The 24,429-nt window shown below is 38.6% G+C and carries 19 protein-coding genes and 3 tRNA genes; 4 read left to right on the forward strand and 18 right to left on the reverse strand.

What is annotated here, in order from left to right; genetic code table 11:
• Positions 1-143: 143 nt before the first annotated feature.
• A complete protein-coding gene (locus tag D1Z92_RS07650; RefSeq protein ID WP_164931503.1) occupies positions 144-461 on the forward strand; it encodes a thioredoxin family protein in 318 nt (105 codons plus the stop codon).
• Here D1Z92_RS07650 and D1Z92_RS07655 read toward each other — a convergent pair.
• Positions 458-1,822 carry a Na+/H+ antiporter NhaC family protein gene (locus D1Z92_RS07655; protein WP_128895072.1) on the reverse strand — a complete coding sequence of 455 codons (1,365 nt, stop codon included), beginning with the start codon at positions 1,820-1,822 and terminating at the stop codon, positions 458-460. The genes D1Z92_RS07650 and D1Z92_RS07655 overlap by 4 nt on opposite strands.
• A 134-nt stretch (positions 1,823-1,956) precedes the next feature.
• Positions 1,957-2,802, reverse strand: a complete 846-nt coding sequence (locus D1Z92_RS07660; RefSeq protein ID WP_128895073.1) for an alpha/beta hydrolase family protein — start codon at positions 2,800-2,802, stop codon at positions 1,957-1,959.
• Positions 2,803-2,985: 183 nt separating this feature from the next.
• On the opposite strand from D1Z92_RS07660, the gene D1Z92_RS07665 reads away from it, so the two are divergent.
• Positions 2,986-3,957, forward strand: coding sequence for an S-layer homology domain-containing protein (locus D1Z92_RS07665; RefSeq protein ID WP_128895074.1), 972 nt, complete (start codon positions 2,986-2,988; stop codon positions 3,955-3,957).
• Positions 3,958-4,130: 173 nt separating this feature from the next.
• Here D1Z92_RS07665 and D1Z92_RS07670 read toward each other — a convergent pair.
• The 10 genes from D1Z92_RS07670 to D1Z92_RS07715 all read right to left on the reverse strand — a co-directional run bounded on the left by D1Z92_RS07670 (position 4,131) and on the right by D1Z92_RS07715 (position 13,918).
• A tRNA-Leu gene (locus tag D1Z92_RS07670) sits at positions 4,131-4,219 on the reverse strand.
• Positions 4,220-4,230: 11 nt separating this feature from the next.
• A tRNA-Ile gene (locus D1Z92_RS07675) sits at positions 4,231-4,307 on the reverse strand.
• A 21-nt stretch (positions 4,308-4,328) separates the two neighbouring features.
• Positions 4,329-4,405 (reverse strand) — tRNA-Met (locus tag D1Z92_RS07680).
• A 409-nt stretch (positions 4,406-4,814) separates the two neighbouring features.
• Complete coding sequence (locus D1Z92_RS07685; protein WP_128895075.1) at positions 4,815-4,994, reverse strand: hypothetical protein; 180 nt, start codon at positions 4,992-4,994, stop codon at positions 4,815-4,817.
• A 285-nt stretch (positions 4,995-5,279) separates the two neighbouring features.
• Positions 5,280-6,785: an ABC transporter substrate-binding protein gene (locus D1Z92_RS07690; protein WP_128895076.1), complete on the reverse strand. Its 1,506-nt coding sequence runs from the start codon at positions 6,783-6,785 to the stop codon at positions 5,280-5,282.
• Positions 6,786-6,810: 25 nt separating this feature from the next.
• On the reverse strand, positions 6,811-8,289 hold the full coding sequence (locus D1Z92_RS07695; RefSeq protein ID WP_164931504.1) for an ABC transporter substrate-binding protein: 1,479 nt from the start codon (positions 8,287-8,289) through the stop codon (positions 6,811-6,813).
• 49 nt (positions 8,290-8,338) lie between these two features.
• Complete coding sequence (locus D1Z92_RS07700) at positions 8,339-9,214, reverse strand: ABC transporter ATP-binding protein (protein ID WP_128895078.1); 876 nt, start codon at positions 9,212-9,214, stop codon at positions 8,339-8,341.
• Between the two features lie 3 nt (positions 9,215-9,217).
• The gene (locus D1Z92_RS07705) at positions 9,218-12,076 is read right to left on the reverse strand and encodes an ABC transporter permease (protein WP_128895079.1); all 2,859 of its coding nucleotides are present in this window, start codon (positions 12,074-12,076) and stop codon (positions 9,218-9,220) included.
• Positions 12,076-13,164 carry an efflux RND transporter periplasmic adaptor subunit gene (locus tag D1Z92_RS07710; protein WP_128895080.1) on the reverse strand — a complete coding sequence of 363 codons (1,089 nt, stop codon included), beginning with the start codon at positions 13,162-13,164 and terminating at the stop codon, positions 12,076-12,078. Before D1Z92_RS07710 ends, D1Z92_RS07705 begins: the two co-directional genes overlap by 1 nt.
• On the reverse strand, positions 13,124-13,918 hold the full coding sequence (locus D1Z92_RS07715) for an ABC transporter ATP-binding protein (protein WP_128895081.1): 795 nt from the start codon (positions 13,916-13,918) through the stop codon (positions 13,124-13,126). The genes D1Z92_RS07710 and D1Z92_RS07715 overlap by 41 nt, the downstream gene beginning before the upstream one ends.
• A 332-nt stretch (positions 13,919-14,250) precedes the next feature.
• Between D1Z92_RS07715 and D1Z92_RS07720 the strand changes: the two genes are divergently transcribed.
• Together D1Z92_RS07720 and D1Z92_RS07725 are read left to right on the forward strand one after the other, a co-directional pair.
• Positions 14,251-15,183, forward strand: coding sequence for an ABC transporter ATP-binding protein (locus D1Z92_RS07720; protein WP_128895082.1), 933 nt, complete (start codon positions 14,251-14,253; stop codon positions 15,181-15,183).
• 1 nt (position 15,184) lies between these two features.
• Positions 15,185-16,288 (forward strand): ABC transporter permease, encoded by a 1,104-nt coding sequence (locus tag D1Z92_RS07725; protein ID WP_164931505.1) that lies wholly within the window; start codon positions 15,185-15,187, stop codon positions 16,286-16,288.
• A gap of 154 nt (positions 16,289-16,442) precedes the next feature.
• On the opposite strand, the gene pyrE is transcribed toward D1Z92_RS07725, so the two are convergent.
• Genes pyrE through D1Z92_RS07755 form a run of 6 tightly spaced genes read right to left on the reverse strand, consistent with a single transcriptional unit; the run spans position 16,443 to position 24,429 of the window.
• On the reverse strand, positions 16,443-17,078 hold the full coding sequence (gene pyrE, locus D1Z92_RS07730; protein ID WP_128895084.1) for an orotate phosphoribosyltransferase: 636 nt from the start codon (positions 17,076-17,078) through the stop codon (positions 16,443-16,445).
• 1 nt (position 17,079) lies between these two features.
• On the reverse strand, positions 17,080-17,799 hold the full coding sequence (pyrF, locus tag D1Z92_RS07735; RefSeq protein ID WP_276318868.1) for an orotidine-5'-phosphate decarboxylase: 720 nt from the start codon (positions 17,797-17,799) through the stop codon (positions 17,080-17,082).
• A gap of 35 nt (positions 17,800-17,834) precedes the next feature.
• Complete coding sequence (gene carB, locus D1Z92_RS07740) at positions 17,835-21,065, reverse strand: carbamoyl-phosphate synthase large subunit (protein ID WP_128895085.1); 3,231 nt, start codon at positions 21,063-21,065, stop codon at positions 17,835-17,837.
• A 6-nt stretch (positions 21,066-21,071) separates the two neighbouring features.
• Positions 21,072-22,199: a glutamine-hydrolyzing carbamoyl-phosphate synthase small subunit gene (gene carA / locus D1Z92_RS07745; protein WP_128895086.1), complete on the reverse strand. Its 1,128-nt coding sequence runs from the start codon at positions 22,197-22,199 to the stop codon at positions 21,072-21,074.
• A gap of 6 nt (positions 22,200-22,205) precedes the next feature.
• Positions 22,206-23,507 carry a dihydroorotase gene (gene pyrC / locus D1Z92_RS07750; protein WP_128895087.1) on the reverse strand — a complete coding sequence of 434 codons (1,302 nt, stop codon included), beginning with the start codon at positions 23,505-23,507 and terminating at the stop codon, positions 22,206-22,208.
• A gap of 13 nt (positions 23,508-23,520) precedes the next feature.
• The gene (locus D1Z92_RS07755; RefSeq protein ID WP_128895088.1) at positions 23,521-24,429 is read right to left on the reverse strand and encodes an aspartate carbamoyltransferase catalytic subunit; all 909 of its coding nucleotides are present in this window, start codon (positions 24,427-24,429) and stop codon (positions 23,521-23,523) included.

Here is a 24,429-nt window from a genome sequence, read left to right on the forward strand (position 1 = left end):
CCTAATTTTGAACATTCTATCTGTTGTTAGTCATTAAAAAATACACCACCTCATCCATTGAGGTGGTGCTTCCTTACGGGAATATGAACACAATAAGCATGACACGTGTAACATTGCAATCCACTAATAGAGGAGAATGCACAATGAAAATCATGAAAGTAAAAGAAGAGCACATTGAAAGTTTAGTCAACAAATACGATCATGTGTTACTAGCCATTTTAAAACCGACTTGTGATCATTGCGTTCAAATGAAAAAAGCAATAAAAGAATTAAATGAAGAACTAAAGCCCAACATCGTATTTGCTTATTTGGAAATCAAAAAGAAAACGCCGTACACAAGAAAAATGAATGCAATCAACTTCCCAACCATCATCTTATATGACAGAGGTGAACCAATTAGAAAGTGGGTTGGAGAAAGACCAAAGAGACAATTAGCTTCCATTATTCAATATTATTGTTAATTCGATTTCATCGTTACCCCTTTTATACTGTTGCTTACTCCTAGTTTGCGCTTATCATAATACCAAGATACGATCAAAGTAAGGATAGGTAAAATCCATAAAAATATAGCAAAAGGAATAAATTGCACGACAGGAACACCCAAAATCATGCCACATAATATAGCTAACATATTCCAGGGTACTAATCCTGCAATAACCTGACTGGTGTCCGCTACTACACGAGCTAATTGTGGAGCCTCAAACTTTTCTTTCCAAATGGGAAGCACCATTCTTCCACTCATCATAATCGGTAACGTTTGCGTACAAGACACCACATTCAAACCCGTTCCAAACAACATAATTCTCCAAGTAGAAGAAAGCATGCTGCGAGAAGATCCGATAAATTTACGTATATATTTTTCAATGGCTTTCGTATATTCCAGAATACTAATAAATGCACCTGCTAACGAAATAAGAACCACTAACCATAACATATCTTTTAATCCCTTGCTCTCTAACTCGGGAAAAACCCCTTCCTGATAACCACTGACTAAATAAGAGAGCCATTGTATTATACTTATATCTTGTAGGTATGCTCCTAATATCACACTAGAAAGAATAGAAAAAATAAAAGCATAAAGTACACCTAGGCGAAGTACAATAGACCCTATTAAAAGGATTGGTGGTATCAGTAACAGCGGAGACCAAGTAAAGTATGAGGCGTACTCATCTGTAACACTTGGTGTAATGCCGCTACCCCAATCATGAGAAACATCTAAAATAAAATAAAACAAAACACTTATGACAAGCGCGGCAATGGTCGTTGGCCACATCGCTTTATATTGACTTTGCGCATTAGTTCCCGTTGAAGCAGCAACAAGTTTAAAAGCGCTTGACAAAGGAGACGTACGATCACCAACAAACGCCCCTGAAACCAGTGCACCTGCTGTATAGGCAATCGGAACTTCTAACAACACACCCAAGCCAATTAGCGGGATACAACTACTTAAAGCTCCTGTTGATGTACCAAGTGTCATCGCAATGACTGCTGATAAAATAAAACTGCAAACTAAAAAATATGATGGATCGATAAAAGATAACAGCGTATGAATCATATAAGGAATGGTGCCACTTGCTGTCCATGCAGGAATAAGCAATCCTACAAGTAATAAAATATATACTACTTCTTTTGTTTGCAAAGCGCCTTTGACCATCGTAGGAAAAAGCTCTCTTCCCTGCATTCCACCTCTTAAGGCATAAAAACTAAGCAATAGTAGACCTAAAGAAAAACCAACAGCTAGTGGTAATCCCGTAACATAAGCAGCAAACAATCCTCCTATTGTCATTAAAACAATCCACAACAGATGCTTTCCTGATAACATATTTCTTCCCTCTCTATGATGATGAAATTAAAGTTGATGTAGTTAAAGAATTAGATTTATAACAGATGACATCTGTATTAGCATGATGACATGTGAAAACGAACAGCAAATAAGACAACGAACTGTTCAAGAAATCATCGAGAAACGATATCCGTTATCTGTTGCTCCATAAATGCAACACTATGCCCTAAAGCACTCTCTAAATACTCCGTTGTTCCTTGAAAAGGGTGAACAGCACCAAAGGTATGGTTACCACCTTGTACCATCACTTTCTGAACAGATGGTGATTGCGTACATAATTTGTCATTGCCTTTTATTAAATGTTCACCGTCCATTGTACCTTCAATGACGATAATTGGAACATGATTATGTTGCACCCGATCTAATATATCATACTTCGCTTTATTTTTGTCCATATCTTCTAAAATAACTTTATTTAACGGCATTTGCTCTCCCGTTCTCCCATTTAAAACAAATGAAATACCGTTTTCACGCATTTGCTGCTTCTGCTCCGTTGTAAATAAATCCACATTCGTTATTCCATTCCAACTTATCACGCCGTCTACTTCTGTAGGATGTTCAAACGTATAGATCAGGCTCGTGCCTGCGCCTTTGCTATGGCCAAGCAAAAACAACGGTAATGCAGGATCAATGTCTACCTGTTCAACATTATTTTTTTTAATGTTTTGCACTAAGAAAGCTAGATCTTCCAATTCTTTTTCATATGTATTACTTGCAAAATGCTCTAACTGTGTAAATTCAAAAAAATTTTCGCCTATTCCGTTATGAGAAAAATTAAAAGTAAATACATTGTAATAGGAGGCAAATTTTTCAGCTACATATGGAAACATACCCCAATCTTTAAAACCTTTATAACCGTGAGCGATAATAAGATTTGCTTTAGCTTGCTTTGTTTCACAAGAATAATTACCTCTGATAAAACGATTTGTATCCATCTTCATTTCAAATGAATGAGCCAATGTAACATCTCTCCCATCTATTTTTATCATGTAGACTCTACTTTTACTAGCATTCTTTTCCTACTGTAGCAGATAATGAATGAAAAGATCAAGCAAACATGCAACCTTCATCACCATTATCTCGTTACATAATTAGAGTAATACAATGAACACATGTTAAAATGATATGAAGAGGTGAGATAAATGAAAAAGACCCGTAATGCGATGATTTCGCTCACAACAGCAATATGCTTAACAATAACGGGAGGAAGTGCATTGGCATTTGAAGATATTGAAGATAGTAATGGAAAGGAGGAAATCATGGACTTAAAAAAGCAAGGCATTGTGAATGGAATAAGTGATGATATGTTTCTTCCCTACGAAAATATTAATGCAGCAGAAGGCATTAGTTTAATCGTAAAAGCCTTGGGAATTGCTGCATACACTACGTATGATGTGAATGCATACGATAACATTCCAACTTCATGGTACAAAGATGCACTAATTCTTGCATCCTTACACAACATTACATCCGTAAACGATTTTGATCCAGATGTAAAGTTAACTTACGAAATGTTTTCTCATTACATTTACAAAGGCATTATGAGCAAAGGTAATTATGCTTTTACAGAAAGAGCCTTCGACATTAAAGATAGAGAAAAAATAAATGCAGAGTATCTTCAAAGTATTAATGCTCTTCTCAACGGTAATATTATAGAACTAGATGATCAAGGTTATCTAAATCCTGACACGGTGATTACACGAGAAGATGCCGCTGTTATCGTTCATCGTATGATGCAATTTCTAGAAGCTGGTAATTCGAACACAGACGATGTTACTACGTTACCAGATAACAGTGCCGTAGCCATGATGACAAATGCAGTGAGTGATGAAATTAACGAAGTCACCCTCTCATGGGGAGAAAAACCAAATTCAGGCTATCGTATTTCTATTGAAAAAATTGAGTTTAAACAAAACAAAGAAGCACATATCTACTATACATTGCATTACCCACAAGAAGGCATGAACTATTTAACAGTCATTACTTATCCAAAAATCTCAACTTATATTGCAAGCGACTATAAGCCAATCCTTAAACAGATGCCTACTACCACGCCTACTATCAGCGTGCCAATAAAAAGGACATTACCTCATGAAGGAGAAGCGAAGGAATAATAAAGCCAACAACAAACGTGATTACAATAGTATGTTGAATCCTTATAAACAAAACAAACATATAACATCAAAAAATAACACTAAAAAAAGCTTGGCACTGTAGCCAAGCTTTTGTTTTAACCAAAGAATTATGTATGTACTTTTATCATTGCTAAATCTTATTATGATATACATGGTGCCGAGGACCGGACTTGAACCGGTACGGTAGTCACCTACCGCAGGATTTTAAGTCCTGTGCGTCTGCCAATTCCGCCACCCCGGCTTACTTTCATATGGTGGGCCTTGAGGGACTCGAACCCCCGACCAATCGGTTATGAGCCGATTGCTCTAACCAACTGAGCTAAAGGCCCTTACATTCTTTTGGTCATCTTTGGTTGCGGGGGCAGGATTTGAACCTACGACCTTCGGGTTATGAGCCCGACGAGCTACCAGACTGCTCCACCCCGCGTCATTAAAAAACTTACTGTTTGCACTGCTTTGTGGTCTGTGTGAAATGCTGTGTTTCGCAGCGACAAGAACAACTATACACCATATCGATACATAGAGTCAAGGAATTTCGAAAAAAAAATTAAAAAACATTAAAAAAGCTTTATCCCCGCCTAATCGTATCCATTTCATTTTATTTTCTGTATGAATAATACCAATTATAGTCATTTTGTTTATGTTGCCAGCCTACTTGAGACTCACCTTTTTCTAATCATATCAATAAAAAATATTTGTTTTTATTTTAATTTATTGTTTTTAACATCTATAATTTTTAATAAAACTAAAGATCTTTATGTTCCCATGATGCCATAGCTCTGTATCTTTAAAACAAGATCAGATTAGTGAAATTCATTTTATATTGACCTCATCCATTACATTTTTTTGACTGTAAAGCTATACTTTACTCCGAAGCGACCTTTTTTGGAACGAAATACTTCTACTTCTTGTGGGCAATCGTAGCCATACACCCACCAATCTTCCTCCAGACGTTTAGCTAAACATGAAGCTTGAACTTTATTTCGATACAATCTTGCCCAATATATCCAATTCACAAAAAATCACCCCCACCTTTGGTCTAGGATTCGTCTGTCCTATTGTAACCAGAATGGGGGTATTTTTTTCATTATTTACTTATTCATTTCATCACAACCAAATATCCCATTAGTAATACAGCAGCTTACCTCTATACCGTGTGATATGCTACTGTGTTACTGCCTCTTCCTATCATAGCTAAAGTGTAACATAATTTGAATTTGTTTAAATGATTCAACTTACCCAACTATGTAAAAAGAGGTGATGACCTATCATGAGCATTACAAAGCCATTTATGCTTCATTTTACTGATTCCAAAATTCCTCTTGTAAAGATCTTGTATATTCATATATTTCTTCTTGAAGTTCGTCAATATCTATTTCAGGATTTTCTTTTATTTTTTGCAACATCTGATTACCATAATCTTCCCAATAAGTTAAAGCTTCTTCCAATGACAGCTCATCATCATCTACAAATCTTAAAAGCCTGTTACCCAGTCTTTGAATAAGCCAATTTTGATCCCCGTAACTATAATAATCCCCAGTAATACTTGAAACGGGAGCGTCTGTAAATGCCGCCATGTTGACATCATATTGATCAAGCTTATTATTATATTCTTTTCGCGTCAACAAATCATTGTTGCTTTTTGATTTGATTTTTGCATAGGTTTCACTGTTCATAAATTCAATTAGTTTCCAAGCATCGTCTGCATTTTGCGCATTACTTGCTACCGTCAATATAGGGTACATGGACATTGGTCCCCCAACCTCTGGATTTTCTGCATGCACAGGATACGTAACAAAGTCCCAATCAAACTCATTAAAATTTTCTTCCAATTTCGCCTGCTCCAACATGGAAACAAAATCATTTAATTGATAAGAGCCTTCCATTAATGTCATCGCCGTTCTTCCAGACAAGAAGATATCTTCTTCATAAAAAGCAGCGGGTTCATCATTCTCATAAGAGGAATACATGATTTCAAAAAAATCATCACCCGCAACTACATTATTTTCTTGTAGTTCAATAAGATCTGTAAAGACTTTCTTCCATTGATCATTATTTACTAATACATACTCTTTATTTTCATCGATCATTTCTAGCTCTAATTGAGCTGAGTAGATTTCAGCTCGATCCATTAAATCAGAATAGCCGTATCCTTCGAACGCAAACCCATATTTCGTGACTTCATCCTCTTCATAAAAAGAGGTAATCTGCTTGGCCAAATCTAACGTTTGATCCCATGTAATGCCGTCTGTTGGATATGGAACTCCGGCATCATCAAATAATGTTTTATTATAAATCATTGCTGTCGATGTGTAATGAGGGGATAACGCATATAATTCCCCATTGCCATATGTTCTCAACCCTTCGATTACACTCGGCACAAAATCATCTAAATTCATGTCACTATCACTAATAAACGTTTCTAGTGATTGAAAATGCCCTTCTGTGATTAATTCTTTAAACACATTAACGTTTCCACTTTCGAAAATGACAACGTCTGGTGGATTAGGTGAGTCCATTAATTCTCTCATTGCTTCTACTTCATCTACTTCTTCCATACTGTCGCCAAAATAACGACCAGAATAATTTACTGCAGATACAAATTCTATTTCAATATTTTCATTCTGAAATTCAAACAATTCTGTTTGATTATGATACCAGTCCATATCGCCATAGCCTTCTACGTAAGCAACACGTAACACTCTCTCCTCATCACTTGCGTCTTCTCCATCATTATTACATGCACTTAAAAATAAAGAAGTTATTAATAGCGTAGCTAAACTAAGTAGCATCATTTTTCTCTTCATCTTACTTCCCCCTAATTAAACGATATTATTGACCATATTGCTCCCAAAGACTTTGATAAATTTCATCATATAATTCCCATGTATCTTCGTCTGGATTTTCTTTTTGCAGCTTTAGCATTTCATTCCCTAATTCTTCCCACTTGGCGAACGCTTCTTCTAAAGTTAATTTTTCTTGTTCAACAAACCTGATCAAATCTGATCCTATATTTTCGATCTCCCAATCCATATTTCTCGAAGATCCTATCACAACGCTGGCAGCAGCGTTGGTAAATGCCTCCATATTAACATCGTAGCCATCTTGCTGACTGATGTAAGCTATTCTAGACATTAAGTCACTATTGCTTCTTGATTTGATTTTTGCATATTTATCACCATTAATGAAAGAAACTAAATCCCATGCCCCATCAACATTTTGCGCAGTAGTAGAGATGGCCATTAATTGATTAAAGTCCATATCACTTCCCACCTCTGGTGCTTCAGCATGAACAGGGTAAGTTACAACATTCCAATTAAAGTTTTCTAATTCTCCCTCATTTGCATTTTCGAGACTAAAAATCAATTCATTCAAATAGTAAGATGGGGCAAGCATCATTGCAGTTCTACCTGACATAAATAGTTCATCATCATAAAAGTCATTGTAATCTTGTGACTCGAACAACTCACTATCATCCCTATTTGGTAATACACCTTCTTCTTGCAATTTCATCATCGTACGGAACGTATCAATCCACTGTTCATTATTAATCAATAACTGTTCTTCATTTTCATCCATCAAAGGAAGTTCTAGTTGAGCTGAATACGTCATCGCACTTTCAAATAAATCACTATTCCAAAAGTACTCATCAAATGAAAATCCATATATTAGCCTTTCATCGTTCTGAAAATACGCACTCACTTGTGAAGCCAAATTAAAGATTTCATCCCATGTCATGCCATCTTCAGGATAACTTACACCTGCTTCATCAAAAATATCGCTATTGTATATTAATGCTTCGCTCTCAAAAGAAGGAGCCAGCGTATATAATTCACCATTTCCAAGTTCCTTCAAACTTGTAATGACACTTGGTACGAAGGCACTCATATCCATTTCATCCTCTTCAATGAAGGATTGTAAGGAAAGAAAATACCCTTCATTGATCAGTTCCTGCAAAATCTCAATATCCTCGCCATTGCCCCTGTTTATATACAATACGTCGGGAGGGTTATCTCCATTTAGCATTTGTCGCACAGCTTCCGTTTTATCTACTTCTTCCTCATCGTCAATATAACGATATCGACGATTATCCTGAATAGCAGATACGAATTCTAACTCTACGTTAGGGTATTGCAGTGCAAATAATTCAAATTGACTATTATAGTAATCCAAATCACGATAGGAATCTATTAACCCCACGGTCACAACGCCTTCTTCTGTATCTTGAATTTCTTCTTGATTACATGCCGATAAAAATAGTGATGACACCAGCATTATCGCTAAAAACATCAATACAATTTTCTTTTTCATACTATCTCTCCTCCAAAACATAATTAACATAAAATAGATTTATACCTTATTATACCTTATCTTCCAATTCGTTCGGGGATTTAATTATTATTTTATCCCCATCAAATTCCATCGACGCTTTTTGATCAATGTTAAGATGTTGCAAGTATTCTTTTGGAACTTGCAATCGTCCTACGCGATCCACGACAACGTACTCTTCGTGTGCATCTTCTATTTTGCTGTTGCTCGCTAGCAAATCTAAATTTGGATTTCTTTTTACAAACTCCGTACTTGTCAATCCATCGCGTATGGCAACGACACGGTCTACTTTGCCAGCTAACGATAGATCATGCGTAACAATGACGATCGTTACGCCTAATTCCTCATTCATTTTTCTAAAAATCTGCATGATCATATCCGATGTTTTCGTGTCTACGGAACCTGTTGGCTCATCGGCTAAAAGCAGTTTGGGGCGATTAGCTAAAGAAATCGCAATCGCTACCCGCTGCTGCTCTCCTCCTGATAGTTGCTGTAGTTTGTTGTGCATTCGATGCTTTAGTCCTACCCATTCAAGCAATTGCATCGCATAAGCTCTATCCATTTTCCCACTCAACATCATCGGCGTTTCTACATTTTCAAGCGCTGTTAAATAAGGGAGTAAATTCCGTGCATTATTTTGCCATATAAAACCGACAGTGTGGCGTTTATATTCCACGAGCTGTTTATCCGTGATCTTCAACAGATCCCAATCTCCCACTTTTACTTGCCCAGCGGAAGGGCGATCAAGTCCGCCAAGAATGTTAAGTAACGTAGATTTACCGCTACCACTATTCCCTATGATCGCCATCATTTCACCTGTTTTAATGCTAATATTCAACCCTTGAAGCGCGACAACTTCCAGATCATTTGTTTTAAAAATTTTAACTAATCCTTCGCACTCAATCATGGCTTATCTTTCCTCTCCCATTTTAATCGCTTGATGCACTTTCAACCTGCGAATATGCATGAATAACAATCCTGCTCCTATCAACATCATCACGCCTACAACGATAAACAGCTGTATTAAATCTTGCGAACTCGTAATCACTCGATAATCAGGCGTTAAGTTTTTAGTAGATTCCATTGTCTCAAGGAAAGGCAAGTAAATAATACTAGCAATACGACCTATAATAAATCCTAACGCAATAGCAATACCAGCTGTGAATACTTGCTCCAACAAGAGCATACCGGTTAGTTGCTTACGCGATAGCCCCATTGCCCTTAAAATACCTAGCTGTAAAATACGATTGGACAAATTGAAGAACCAGTATATGATATATCCAATAAGCGATATAACAACAGAAATGAGAAAACCTAAACTCAAGATACCAAATACACCACCACGAGAAGGCTGTCGCTGTTGTTGTTGCAATTCATAGCGCATATCAGTTGCGTCTACTAATTCAATTCCTGCTTCGTCCAACTGATTTATCACAGGTACTGCGCTCGCACCTTCCTCCATCTTCAACCAAACTTTGTAACGAATTTTCTTCTCTACTTCACTATATAAATAGTCCAGATTCATAACGAAGAACGGTCTGTCCTCTGGATATAGAGATGGCCAATATGGTGTAATGTAGACAACGACCAGCTCCATCGTTTTTTGCTCCACCGTCAAATTGATAGTGTCGCCTCTTTCTAACTGAAACTTGTCTGCTAATGACTGAGGCACGATAACCCCATTTTCATGTTTACCAAGTTGGGACAATACCGTAGCATAGGAATGAGGGAATAATGTATCCTCTCTAAACCAAGCAACACTGGCAAAATCCACATTGTCTATCCCCATTACGGTACCTTTACCAGCTGATTTTCCAGCAATAGATGGGTTACCATCTGTAACGAGTACACGTGAGGCCGCCTGCACGTTTGGTAGTGTCTTAAATATTTCAAAAGGAGGTTCTCTTAACAACATCGGAATATCTCTTTGTTGATTTTGATTTCCGCCTTCACCACCACCTGAATTATTTTGCTGCTGTTGTTGTCGCAAGGCTTCAGGATCTGCAAACCCTTCCCAGACATGTTCCACTACTAAATCTGTTCCATATTGATACATCAAGCGTTCAGTAGAATTGACATCAATGGTTCTTGCAGCAGATGAATTATACACACCTAGTCCGATCGTTAAAATAAGCAAAATCATCAACGGATAATATGATTTTGCAGAACGAGATAATTGAGCTAACGTTAAATAGAAATGCACAGGCAACACGCGACCTGTCATTTTTCTCACTAGCGCAAGTATCCACGGGAAAATACGTAAAAATACAAGGCCAACAGAAAAAATGGTGAGTGCTGGGAAAAAGAATAATGTCGGCTGAATTTGCATTTGCTCCGAAGATAACTGCATTTGTAAGTAACTACTCGTATCAAACAAATACCATCCGTATGCAGATACAAGCACTAATACAACATCCAAGTACCAACGCATCCAAAAAGGCTTTTTATCTCCTCTTGCCATACTTTTTCTCAGTCCTACGATGGACTGTTTTGAATAAGATATAGCAGGTAAGACGGAAGCCGCTATGGCAATCACAACCGTCACAAGCGCGTAGATGATCGCATCCATATTAATATCTACTGGTATTGATTGTCGATTAACAAAAGTTAAAAACCCATTCGCAGAACCAATACCTTTTGCTAAAAACCAACCAAAGATAGGTCCAATGACAAGTGCAATGACACCTAATATCATGCCTTCCAGCAAGTATAGGAAAAAGATTTGTCTAGTGGATCCACCGCGGCTGCGGAATACGGTAATATCGCTCCGCTGTCTATCCAACGCCTGTTTCGCATTCATAGATATGTAATAAATGACCATAGCAATCATCGGTGCAGCTAGCATAAATAACAAAGATTGAAGCTGCAAGCTCGTTGCTCGGAATTCAATTAACATGTCTTTAAATGAATGAATGAGTTTCGTGTTTTTCAATTGTTGGTAGACCTCAAGTTCAATTCGCTCTATTGCATTGACCATACCAGCCAATTGACTTGTTTGTATATCTGTTAGATTAAAATTAAAATACCATTTCGCATCCGCAAGAGAAATGTTTTTTTCCTCTAGCAAATGCTGCTGGAAAACTTCCTCATCTATGAAAAGCGCATTTGTTAATGATTCTTCACTGTTAAACCAATATCGATCGTCACTTGACGCTGGCTCTTTCTGTTCAATAGAACCTACGATTTTAATTTTTACTTGTTTGTTGCCTGCGCCTTTCACGGTATACAAAAATTCATCGCCAACAGCAATATAGTTGCGGTAAAGGGCATTTCTGAGCACAACAGCCTCTACCACATCGTTGTTGACTTCTTTTGAAAACATGGTGCCTTCATTGATTTCTACGTTTTCTTCTAGATCAGTAAAACTTACAATTTTCATCTCACGCTTTCTACTAGAATCGGCATCAGGGTCTACCGGTTTAATAGTTGAAGAATTCAGTGAGTAAGTACGAACGTAGTTATAAGTAGGGAAATCAATACTATTTGGCACTTCATTAGCAATATACTGATCTACTGCTTGTACGTCTGCTAAATCAGGTGCGTTGTTAATACCCACGGTCTGATAACTAATGATCATGGAACCTGCTGGGTACCCTTCATTTTCTTCTTGCAGTGAATTTTCCACTACATTTTTTAACGAGCCATTAGAATACAGCGGAATACTGGTAGAAAAAGCAACGGCGATAATTAAACCGAGTAATGTACTGAATGTCATCCAACGCGTGTTCCACATTTTGCGGAACAAAAATCGTAATAATGACTTTTGCATTATCTACCCTCCACTTTCTGTCCTGCCTCAAGTCCTTTAATAATTTCTACTTCTGTAGATAACCTTACACCAACTTCAACATCTACTTCACGCGTTGTACCGTCTTCTTCTACCACGACTACATACTCTCTTCCCCCGTATGTTTTTAACACGGAAGGTGGAACGACAACTGCATTTTCAATTTTCTTGGAAATCACTTTTGCATTTAATTTGGTGTTAATACTTAACGGTTGTTCAGGAAGTTGATCCAATTGAATGAGTGTGAAATCTTCGGTCGTTTCCTCTCTATTTCTCCTGTTATAATAATCGTCTTCCTCTTCTTCCTCTACAGGCATTTGTACTACCTTACCTGTTAAATCTTCGTTGTACCCTGTTATATCTACGACCGCATCCATTCCTATAGCTATTTTATCAATTTCATCACTACTGAAATCGACTGCAACAATTAATTGACTGGTATCGGATAGTTGAGCAACTTTATCATACTCTCCTATATTGTCCCCTTTTTCCACTCTTACATTGATGACCGTGCCAGAGAAAGGAGCGTAGAGTTTTGCTGCTTCTATTTTTTCTTGTAATTTTAAAATAGCAAGTTTTTCTTTTTCAAAATTAATTCTAGCTCTTTCTTTCGCTTCTTCGGTTATCGTATCTCCGTCACGATTCATTTTTTTAATATCTAATTCGGTTTCCCTGAAGGCAATTTGTTTACTTCTCAAATCATCTTCTGTCGTTTCTACGTCAAGTTCAGCAATGAGCTGTCCTGCCTCTACGATATCATCTTTCTTCACGTATACTTCTTTTATCGTTCCACCTTCCTCGAATACTACATTTTCAGACACTTTGGACATGATTTCTCCTGCACCACTAAGTGGTACTTCCAGCGTCTTTTCTTCTACTGTATACGTCGGTTTTTGTGAAACGTTGGAAGCCGTGATATCTGGAAGTTTCTCAATATCCTCTTCTTCTGGAAACAATGCGCAACCAGATAATATAACAGACAACATGAAACCTGTTAACATTACTTTATGTATTTTGTGCTTTTTCTTTTTATGATTTGATAAATTTTCCATCTGCCATTTCATAGACATGATCTGCTACCTCCATCATTGTAGGGTCATGCGTCGTCATACAGATGGACATTTGTTCCGATTTAATGATTTCTTGAAACACTGTCATGACTTGCGCGCCCATTTGAGAATCTAATTCTGCTGTTGGCTCATCCGCCAGTAATAAATTTGGACGATGGGCAATGGCTTTCGCGATTGCTACCCTCTGCTGTTCTCCTCCCGACATTTCGTAAGGTCGATGCTTTGTTCGCTTCGAAAGTCCTACTAAATCCAAGCAATGTGCTACTCTATCTTTCCATTGGGATCTAGGCAAAGACGCCATTCTCATCGATAATTCTACGTTTTCCCATGCCGAAAGAAGTGGCATGAGGGCGAAAGTTTGAAATATAAAACCAATTTCTTTTCGTCTAATGATCGTCCTTTCATGATCATCCCATTCGTGGATTGGACGACCTTGAAAAAATACTTTCCCTTTTGTTGGCTGGTCTAATCCGCCTAATATATTCATTAGCGTTGTTTTACCTGAGCCAGATCTACCTCTCAACATCACGAGCTGATTCGGTTTAATTTCCATATCAATACCTTTCAGTACCGGTATAGTTTGTCCACTAACTACGAATTCTCGCTCTACGCCTTGCACAGATAACACTGGGTCGTGTAGTTTTTTAACTTGAGTATGTATCGAAGAATTTGTTTCTCCCTTTGATTCCGTCTTTTCTTTTATCTTATCTACAGCATCAGAAGGTTCTTTTTTCTTTTTTAGTAACCAAGGCATCACAATCACCCCCCTTAATTTTTCTACTATTTACCTCAATACTATTAGACGTAATTATTTCATAAAAGTTACATGAAAATAATAAAAAAATTTCACAAATTAGCTACAAGCATCCAAACTCATTCCTTTCATATAAATGACAAATCAACAAAAGCATACCATCCTATATATATAAAACGTCATCTTCACATATATATTTAAATGATTCATTTGCAAAAAGTATTGTATAATAAACAAATGCAATCCGCATACATAAAATTTTTTTGAAATAGTGGTAATAGTTATTTTTTTTTGGTTTGCGATAAGATGTCTATGAAATGAGGAGGAACCATATGGGTATTTTAGAAGTAAACAATTTAAAAAAATCTTTTGGTGCCATTCATGCAGTGAAAGATATTTCTTTCTCCGTCGAAGTTGGTGAAATTTTCACGATCATTGGTCCAAATGGAGCAGGAAAAACGACGACATTAGAAATGATCGAAGGGCTACAAAAGCCTGATTTTGGAACGGTAGAAATAAAAGATTTAGAGTGGAAAAAGCACGAAAAAAAAATAAAACAAATGATAGGCATCCAACCACAATCGAGTGCTTTATTTGATTTATTAACGGTGTATGAGAATTTAGATGTATTTTCCAGTTTCTATGAAAAGAAAAGACCTATTGAAGAAATATTACATTTGATCAATTTACAAGATCATCGAAAGCAAAAAGTAAAAGCTTTATCTGGTGGACAAAAACAGAGGTTGACTATCGGGCTTGCGATGGTAAACGATCCTGATCTCATTTTTCTTGATGAGCCGACTACAGGTTTAGATCCACAAGCAAGAATGAACGTGTGGGATATTATTTTATCTTTTAAAAAGATGGGCAAGACCATCATTCTCACAACCCACTACATGGAAGAGGCGTCTAAGCTGAGTGATCGCGTATGTATCGTGGATCAAGGAAAAATTATCGCTATAGACACGCCAAAAAATTTAATTAATCAACTTACTCATGAGCGAAAAATACAGTTGCTAATGAATGAAGAGATCACAGACTATATTACTCCGATGATAAACCACTTAAAAGAGCACGAATCCATCACCGAAGTGCAGCATCAAGAACACCTCTTTACAATCACATCGACACACCCTGATGAAAGTCTTTATCATATTTTACATTACACCCGAGCGAACAATCTTTCCATTGAACAAGTATCTATCGATGAACTTGATTTAGAAGATGTGTTTATTACGTATACAGGAAAGGAGTGGAGAGATTAACATGAAATCGTTTATAAAATTGTTTGAAACGAACTTCAAAACGACATTCCGTGAAAAGTCAGTGATATTTTGGTCTATTCTTTTTCCTGTTATTTTAACTGTTATTTTTCTTTCTATTTTCAGTGGGCAAAATGACTCCAGTAGTTTTGAAGCAGACATAGCGGTAATCCATGCAGAAAACACCGTGTTGCCGCCTTTAAATGAAGCTATAAATTCCATTTCAGCTTTCAAAAAGGTGGAATCAACATCTGATTTAACAGAAGAAGAAGCAGAACAGTGGATCGTAGATCAAAAAATTGAAGCAGCAATTATTCTTCCTACAGAAGAGAATAGTAATGTGAGAATTATAATGAACTTAGAAGATGAAGATTCTATGACTGCTCAAATCATTTATGGTATATTGAATCAGGTTGTAGGTGAGATCAATAACCCTACGCAGCCGACAGATACGACCATTGAAGAAACATATGTATCCTCTGGCGAAAGCGACCTTTCATACACTGACGTATTGATTACTGGGTTTATTGCTTTGAGTATCGCACAAGGTGGATTATTTGGTATGGTTTCCATTGTGGAGATGAGACGCACAGGGTTGCTTAAAAGATTGAAAATGACCCCTATGAGTTTAACGATGTACAGTTTAAGTAATTTACTCGTTCGATTTATTTTATCTACTATTCAAATTGTATTATTAGCACTCATTGGCATCTTTTTTTACGGGGTGCAATTTGATATTCATCTCCTAAGTCTTATCCCAATATTTATCGTTGGAACGGTTTCGTTTGTTGCTATCGGTTTTCTCGTTGCGGCTATCACCAGTTCCATTGATGCTTATATGGGAATTGCGAATATATTAAGTTTTGTTATGATGTTTTTAAGTGGCGTATTCTTCTCCTATTCCATGATGCCTAGCTATCTGAGACCGATATCTGATGTGCTGCCGCTTACGTATTTTGTCAATGGCATACGAGACAGTATGTTGTATGGCATGGGAATATTCAATGCAGACTTTTGGCTAAACACAGGAGTATTACTAGCATGGATGGTCGTTACGTTTGTGATTGCATTGAAATTTTTCCGTTGGAATACACCAGAAAATAGGTAAGTAAGCGTTAAATATGAGGAAAATAGGATCAGGAAAATAAAAGAGATTACCTCCTTGAAGCAGGTATTGCACCCGAAAAGCTAGATGTTTACTCTAGCTTTTCGGAGTTCATACCGAAGCAACAAGGTGTAATCTCTTTTTCCTTTACTCCCCCTTAGCGATAAGATTGCGGGTCTTGTCGCCATGCATGGAGCAATTGTAATTCTTGTTCGCTAATATCTCCTTTTTCCTTCGCCACTTCAACTAAAGTAGAGAAATTGGATAAAGAATATAGCGGGATATTGTGTTCCGCAAAATCAGCTTTAGATTGCGCAAATTCATACGTAAATATGGATACTGTTCCTAGCACTTCTGCTTGTGCTTCCTTCACAGCAAGCGCTGCCTTTAATGAACTTCCACCAGTTGAAATTAAATCTTCGATAACGACGACTTTTTGACCTTCCGTCAATCTTCCTTCGATTTGATTCTGTTTGCCGTGTCCTTTTGCCTTATCTCTTATATACACCATTGGGAGTTCCATTTTTTGTGCAATGAAAGCAGCATGCGCAATAGCACCTGTCGCTGTTCCCGCTATCACTTCCACGTCAGGAAATGTAGTTTGGATCAGTTTTACAAAGCCAGAAGCTATTTCATCTCTCACCGTTGGATGAGATAATGTGAGTCTGTTGTCGCAATAAATTGGAGATTTCATACCAGATGCCCATGTAAACGGCGCTTTCGGACTCAAAGCTACAGCACCAATATTTAATAAATGTTGTGCTATGGATGTTGCTAATGGATCATGACTCACTTTATCCCAACCCTTCTATGATGTCCTCTAATGTTTTTCTTGGATCTTTCGCTTGTGTGATGTATCTTCCCATTACGATAAAGTCTGTTCCTTGCTGAAAAGCCTCAGCAGGTGTCATCGTTCGGCTTTGATCTTGCAACGGAGCGTCATGTGCACGAATACCAGGTGTTACGGTTACAAAATGCTCTCCACACCGCTCTTTGATTTTTTTCACCTCAAGAGGAGAAGCGACTACGCCATGTAGTCCCGCTTCTTGTGCAAGTTTAGCATAGTGCAGCACGTTCTCTTCCACAGCGCCCTGAATGCCGATTTCATCATTCATCATTTGTTGAGTTGTACTCGTTAGTTGCGTCACAGCAATGACCTTTGGCAAGGGAAATGCAGCGTTAGCACCCTCTTGTACTCCCTCCATTGCTGCTTCCATCATCTTTACACCGCCAGCAGCATGAACATTCAATATATCCACACCTAAGGAAGCAATACTGCGGGCAGCACCTTTCACAGTGTTGGGAATGTCATGCAGTTTCAAGTCAAGAAAAACGCGATATCCGTCTTTTTTTAATTGCTCCACAAAGGAGGGGCCTGCTGCATAGAACAACTCCATCCCCACTTTCATGTAACAAGGGATACCTTTTAATTGTTCAAGCAGCACCTTTGCCTTATCCACATGCGGATAGTCTAAGGCTACAATTATTTTTTCGCTCATTGCACTTTCTCCCATTGGTTTACCTCCTATCGTGTTTTCCATGAAACAAATTAAAGTGAATCTAATGAACGGGAACCTACTGGCATTGCTTTTGAAGAGAATTGCAATTTCTCTAGCATTTTTAACAAGGCGTTAGCAGTATCCAGCGAGGTAAAGCATACGATGCCATTTTCCACTGCTTCTCTTCGTATACGGAACCCATCTCGAGCAGGCGTTTTCCCTCTTGTTAGTGTGTTAATGATGAACTGTACTTCTCCTTTACGAATGAGATCAATGATGTTCGGAGAACCTTCGCTCAGCTTCTTGACTTCGTTCACTTTCATGCCTTCTGCTTCTAGCAAGGATGCTGTTCCACCTGTTGCTACCAGCTTGAATCCCATGTCATAAAATCCTTTTAACACTTGGATGGCTTCCGTTTTATCTTTATCGGACACGGTAGCGATAATCGTTCCAGCAAGTGGTATTTTCATATTGGAAGCAATAAGCCCTTTGTACAATGCTTTGGCAAAGTTATCATCTCGACCCATGACTTCACCAGTAGACTTCATTTCCGGACCAAGCGTCGTGTCTACACTTCTTAATTTTGCGAAGGAGAACACAGGTACTTTAACGGAAACATAGTCTGCCTCTGGCCATAAGCCTTCTTTATATCCTAGCTGCTCCAATTTCTGTCCTAAGATGACTTTTGTAGCAATGTTGGCCATCGGTATATCTGTAATTTTACTTAAAAACGGAACCGTTCTAGAGGAACGAGGGTTCACTTCTATGACATACACTTTATCTTGATGAATGACGAATTGTATATTAAGCAATCCCATAATTTTTAAGTTTTTAGCAATATCCGTTGTAATCTTCACAATTTGTTGTTTTATTGTTTCAGATAATGATTGCGGAGGATACACAGCGATAGAATCTCCTGAATGCACTCCTGCTCGTTCGACGTGTTCCATAATGCCTGGTATGAATACCGTATCCCCATCACAGATCGCATCTACTTCCACTTCTTTTCCAAGCATGTAACGATCGATTAAGACAGGATGTTCTGGATTGATTTCTACTGCCTGTTCCATATAGTTCAGCAACTCTTGATCGGAATACACAATTTCCATTGCTCTACCGCCAAGGACGTAAGACGGTCTCACCAGAACGGGATATCCTAAGTGCTGGGCTGTCCCTACCGCTTCATCTACTGAAGTGACAGTTTTCCCTAATGGTTGTGCAATGTTCAACTTACGCAGCAGTGCTTCGAATTTTTTGCGATCTTCTGCTGCATCGATAGAATCTAAGCTTGTACCCACAATCCGAACTCCAGCTTTCATGAGCGGCTCTGCTAAGTTGATTGCTGTTTGCCCACCAAACTGTACAATAACTCCGGCTGGCTTTTCCTGTTCAATGACATTCATGACATCTTCAAATACTAGCGGTTCAAAGTACAATACATCGGAAGTACTAAAATCAGTAGAAACCGTCTCTGGATTGTTGTTGATAATCACCGCTTCATACCCTGCATCTTGTATGGCCCATACGGCATGGACTGTGGAATAATCGAATTCAATCCCTTGGCCTATTCGAATTGGACCTGATCCAATCACCAGTATTTTTTCTTTTGTAGAAGGAGTGACTTCATTTTCCTGTTCATAAGTGGAGTAATAATACGGTGTTGTCGCTTCAAACTCCGCAGCGCAAGTGTCGACCATTTTATATACAGGAATGAGTTGCTGCTCTTTTCTCAAAGCTCTCACATCGTTGCCGTTAGTGTAGGCATAAGATGGATTAGCGTTTCGGCGCAGTTCCGCTATCGATTCATCACTGAATCCATTACGTTTTGCTTTGTAAAGTATTGCTGGTGTTAATTCTTCTTGTTGAATTTCTTTCTCCATCTCTACTAATTTGTATAGTTTATGAAGGAACCACCAATCTATCTGTGTTAAATCTTGAATGTGCTGCAAGTCATATTCACGTCGGAATGCTTCGGCAATTAAGAATATTCTTTCATCATCTGCTTCTACTAATCTTTGCTCCAACGTGCTGTTATCTATCTTTTCTATTCCTTTAAAATGTAGGCGATGTACTCCTACTTCTAAAGAGCGAATGGCTTTATGCATGGATTCTTCAAACGTACGGCCAATCGCCATCACTTCTCCAGTTGCCTTCATTTGCGTGCCCAGTTTGCGGTTAGCGCTTGTAAATTTGTCAAATGGCCAACGTGGAATTTTTGAAACGATGTAATCTAAAGCAGGTTCAAAACATGCATACGTCTGACCTGTCACCGGGTTAATCAGTTCATCTAGTCCGTAACCTATCGCTATTTTCGCTGCCATCTTTGCAATTGGATACCCTGTTGCTTTGGAAGCTAGCGCAGAGGAGCGACTTACCCTTGGATTTACCTCAATCACATAGTATTGAAAGCTTTGTGGATCAAGCGCATATTGTACGTTACATCCACCTTCGATCTCCAAGGCACGAATGATTTTCAAACTAGCACTTCGCAACATTTGATACTCTTTATCTGACAGCGTTTGGCTAGGAGCAACGACGATACTGTCTCCAGTGTGTACGCCTACTGGATCAAAGTTCTCCATATTACATACGACGATACAGTTATCGTTAGCATCACGCATAACTTCATACTCTACTTCTTTCATCCCTGCAATACTTTTCTCTATTAAGCACTGATTGATAGGACTATAACGAAGACCAGAGGACACCGTTTCTATCAATGCTTCTTCCGATTGTGCAATACCTCCACCCGTTCCACCTAGCGTGTAAGCAGGTCGAATGATGACAGGGTAGCCAACTTCTTCAACGAAAGTCAATGCTTCTTCCACAGAAGATACGATATCACTTTCCGGTACAGGCTGTTCTAGCTCTCTCATTAACTCACGGAACAAATCTCTGTCTTCTGCTTTTTCTATGGAAGATAGTTGCGTTCCTAGTAGCGTTACGTTTTCCTCTTCTAAAACTCCCGCTTTCGCCAGTTCTACCGCCATGTTTAAGCCCGTTTGTCCACCCAGTGTAGGGAGTAATCCGTCTGGGCGCTCTTGACGAATAATTTTCGTTACAAATTCAAGCGTAATCGGTTCAATGTATACTTTATCCGCCATGTTTGTATCTGTCATGATCGTAGCAGGATTACTGTTAATCAGGATAACTTCCATTCCCTCTTCTTTTAGCGCCTGACATGCTTGCGTTCCAGCATAGTCAAATTCCGCGGCTTGCCCAATGACAATCGGTCCTGATCCGATAACAAGTATTTTCTTAATGTTATTATTTTTTGGCATGCTGCTTCAGACTCCTTTCGATGCTGCTGTGTAAATTTCTTTTTGTCTAGGGGTTAGGTTGTGCGCTTGCTGAAACTGCTTGACCATCGTAAGAAATTCATCGAATAAATAACTTGAATCATACGGTCCAGGCGCAGCTTCTGGATGATACTGTACGGAAAAGGCAGGGTGTACTTTGTGCCTTAAACCTTCCACTGTTTTATCATTGTTGTTAATATGCGTTATTTCTAATTCCTCTGTTGGAATATCTGGTGTAACCGTGTAACCGTGATTCTGAGACGTAATGTAGCAACTATTTTTGTCTATATCTTTTACAGGATGGTTCCCACCGCGATGTCCGAATTTAAGTCGTTCCGTATTGGCTCCACAAGCTAGTGCAAACAGCTGATGTCCCATACATATTCCGAAAAGCGGATATTTTCCTAATAGTCTTTTAATTGTTTCTACACCATACATCACATCTTTGGGGTTACCAGGTCCATTCGATAATAAAATGCCATCTGGTTTATATGTTGCAATTTCTTCTGCAGAAGTTTGTGGAGGAACGACAATACATTCACAACCACGCTTGACTAATTCTCTAACAATGCCGCTCTTCACACCGAAGTCCATGACGACAATGCGCTCTTTCATCCCTGGGACGATGTATGTTTGCTTGGTAGCAACTTTAAGCACTTGATCCGTGTTGAACGTTGCACCGTTTAGCTTTTTCATCAGTTCTGCTTGAGTATAATCTTCTGTTGTGATGATGGCTTTCATCGTGCCAACTTGTCGTATTTTCCTCGTTAACATTCTCGTATCAATCCCAGATATACCAGGGATATCAAATTGTTTTAAACAATAATCTAGTGAATAATCTACTCTCCAATTACTCGGTAGTTGTTCATGCTCTCGAACGATAAATCCATGAATATGAGGTTTTAGAGCTTCAAAGTCTTCCAAACTCATCCCGTAATTACCGATCAGTGGATACGTCATCGTTACCATTTGCCCACAATAGGATGGATCCGATAAGATCTCCTGATATCCTGTCATTCCTGTATTAAAAACAACTTCTCCAGTCATTTCGATGTTGCTTCCAAATGATTGACCCGTAAATAATGTGCCGTCCTCTAGCAATAATTTTGCTTGCATATTCTCTCACTCCTTGTTTGTCGTGGATGATGACCATACTATATTACCAGCAACGATCGTTACTATTGGCCAACCGTTACAGTTCCAACCTGTAAATGGTGTATTGCTGCCTTTGGATACAAATTGTGCTGGATGTATTTGCTTTTGCTCTTCTAAGTCAATGATCGTAATGTCTGCTTCAGACCCGACCTGTATATGACCATAAGGTAATTCAAACACTTTTGCTGGTGCTATCGTCATTTTTTCTAGTAAGAACGACAAGCTCCATCTACCACTTTTTACGAATGCAGTATACAGTAGAGGAAACGCGGTTTCTAAACCAACGATGCCAAAAGGTGCTAACTCCATCCCTTGTTCTTTCTCTTCTTTACTATGAGGAGCGTGATCGGTAACAATCATGTCAATCGTGCCATCTTCAATCGCTTCGATCATCGCCTTCACATCTTCTTGTGATCTAAGTGGAGGATTCATTTTCCAATTTGCATCTAGTCCAGGTATATCTTGTTCAGAAAGCAGTAAATGATGCGGGCACACTTCTGCGGTCACGTTAATGCCAAGCTGTTTTGCTTGTCGTATCAATCGGACGGATTGTTTCGTGCTCACGTGACACACATGATAATGTGCACCCGTTGCTTCCGCTAGTAAAATATCTCTTCCTACATGAATCGCTTCCGATTCATTTGGTATTCCTTTTAAATTGTGTTTAGTAGCGAATTGTCCTTCTGTTACAGGAGCTCCTTTAACGAGGGAGTCATCCTCACAGTGTGCGATAATCGGTTTGTTGATTTTCTTCGCTCTTGCCATTGCATGTTTCATCATTTGAGCATTTTGCACACCAACACCGTCATCCGTAAAACCAATCACGCCTGCTTCGGCAAGTGCTTCGAAATCCGTTAGCTCTCTTCCTAGTTCATTCACCGTAATACTTCCATAAGGCAGGACTCTTACTGCGCCCTCCTCTTTTGCCTTATTAAGTACGTAGTTTACAGTTTCCACATCCCCGATGACTGGCCTCGTGTTTGGCATACAAGCGACCGTTGTAAATCCACCTTTTGCAGCGGAAAGCGTCCCTGATTGTATGGTCTCTTTGTGCAAAAATCCTGGGTCTCGCAAGTGAACGTGCATATCGATGAAGCCTGCACTCACTAATTTCCCTTCTGCATGGATGACTTGATGGTCTCCCGTATCTATGTTTTCATTTCCATCTAATATTTTTGTTATTTTTCCATCTTCAATAAAAAGATGCTGTTTTCTCATTTCATTGTTGCTGTGTTGCATCACCAAACCATCTATAATCCAAATACCCATACTCTTTCGCCTCCTATATCTTCAATGCACGTTCGATAACGGCCATACGTACTGGTACCCCGTTCGAAATTTGTTCGAAAATAGTAGAATTTTTGCTTTCTACTAATGGATCATCTATTTCTACATCTCGGTTGACAGGAGCAGGATGCATAATAATAGCATGTTTTTGCATTTGCTCCGCTCTTTCCACCGTCAACCCGTAATGTTCTCTATATTGTTCTGAAGATGTAAACATCCCTGTGTTGTGCCTTTCTAATTGCACGCGTAACATCATTACCACATCTGCCTGCAACGCTTGTTCCATTGATACATACGCTGCATACTCACTTAACGCTGGTGCTTGCATGTTGATAGGGGCGCAGAATTGTACTTTTGCTCCCATTTCTCTCAAGGCCCACAGATTAGAGCGAGCCACACGGCTGTGCAAGATGTCTCCAATAATGGATACGGTTAGTCCTTTGATACTGCCGAACCTTTTTCTCATCGTATACAAATCTAACAACGCTTGTGTTGGGTGTTCATGGTTACCGTCCCCTGCATTAATTAGCGGGATGTTCACTTTACTCGCAACTTCTTGCAGCACCCCTGTTGGTTTAATGCGTATAATGCCAACGTCTACTCCCATCGCTTCCAGCGTTTTCACTGTATCGATAATAGATTCACCTTTTTGCACACTAGAAGTTGCCGCATCAAAGTTCAATACTTGTGCTCCTAAACGTTTTTCTGCCACTTCAAACGAAAATCGAGTGCGTGTACTATTTTCGAAAAACATATTGGAGATAAATTTATGTTGATATGTCGGCAAGATCTCATCTTGTTTATTTTCCCAATGAGCAGCACGGTCCAAAATAGATGTTAGCTCTTCGCTACTTAATCCTTTTAAGCCCAACAAACTGGTAGACTTACTTTTCACTAAAGACAT

Source organism: Longirhabdus pacifica, assembly GCF_004115085.1.
Taxonomy (GTDB): Bacteria; Bacillota; Bacilli; order Paenibacillales; family DSM-105158; genus Longirhabdus; species Longirhabdus pacifica.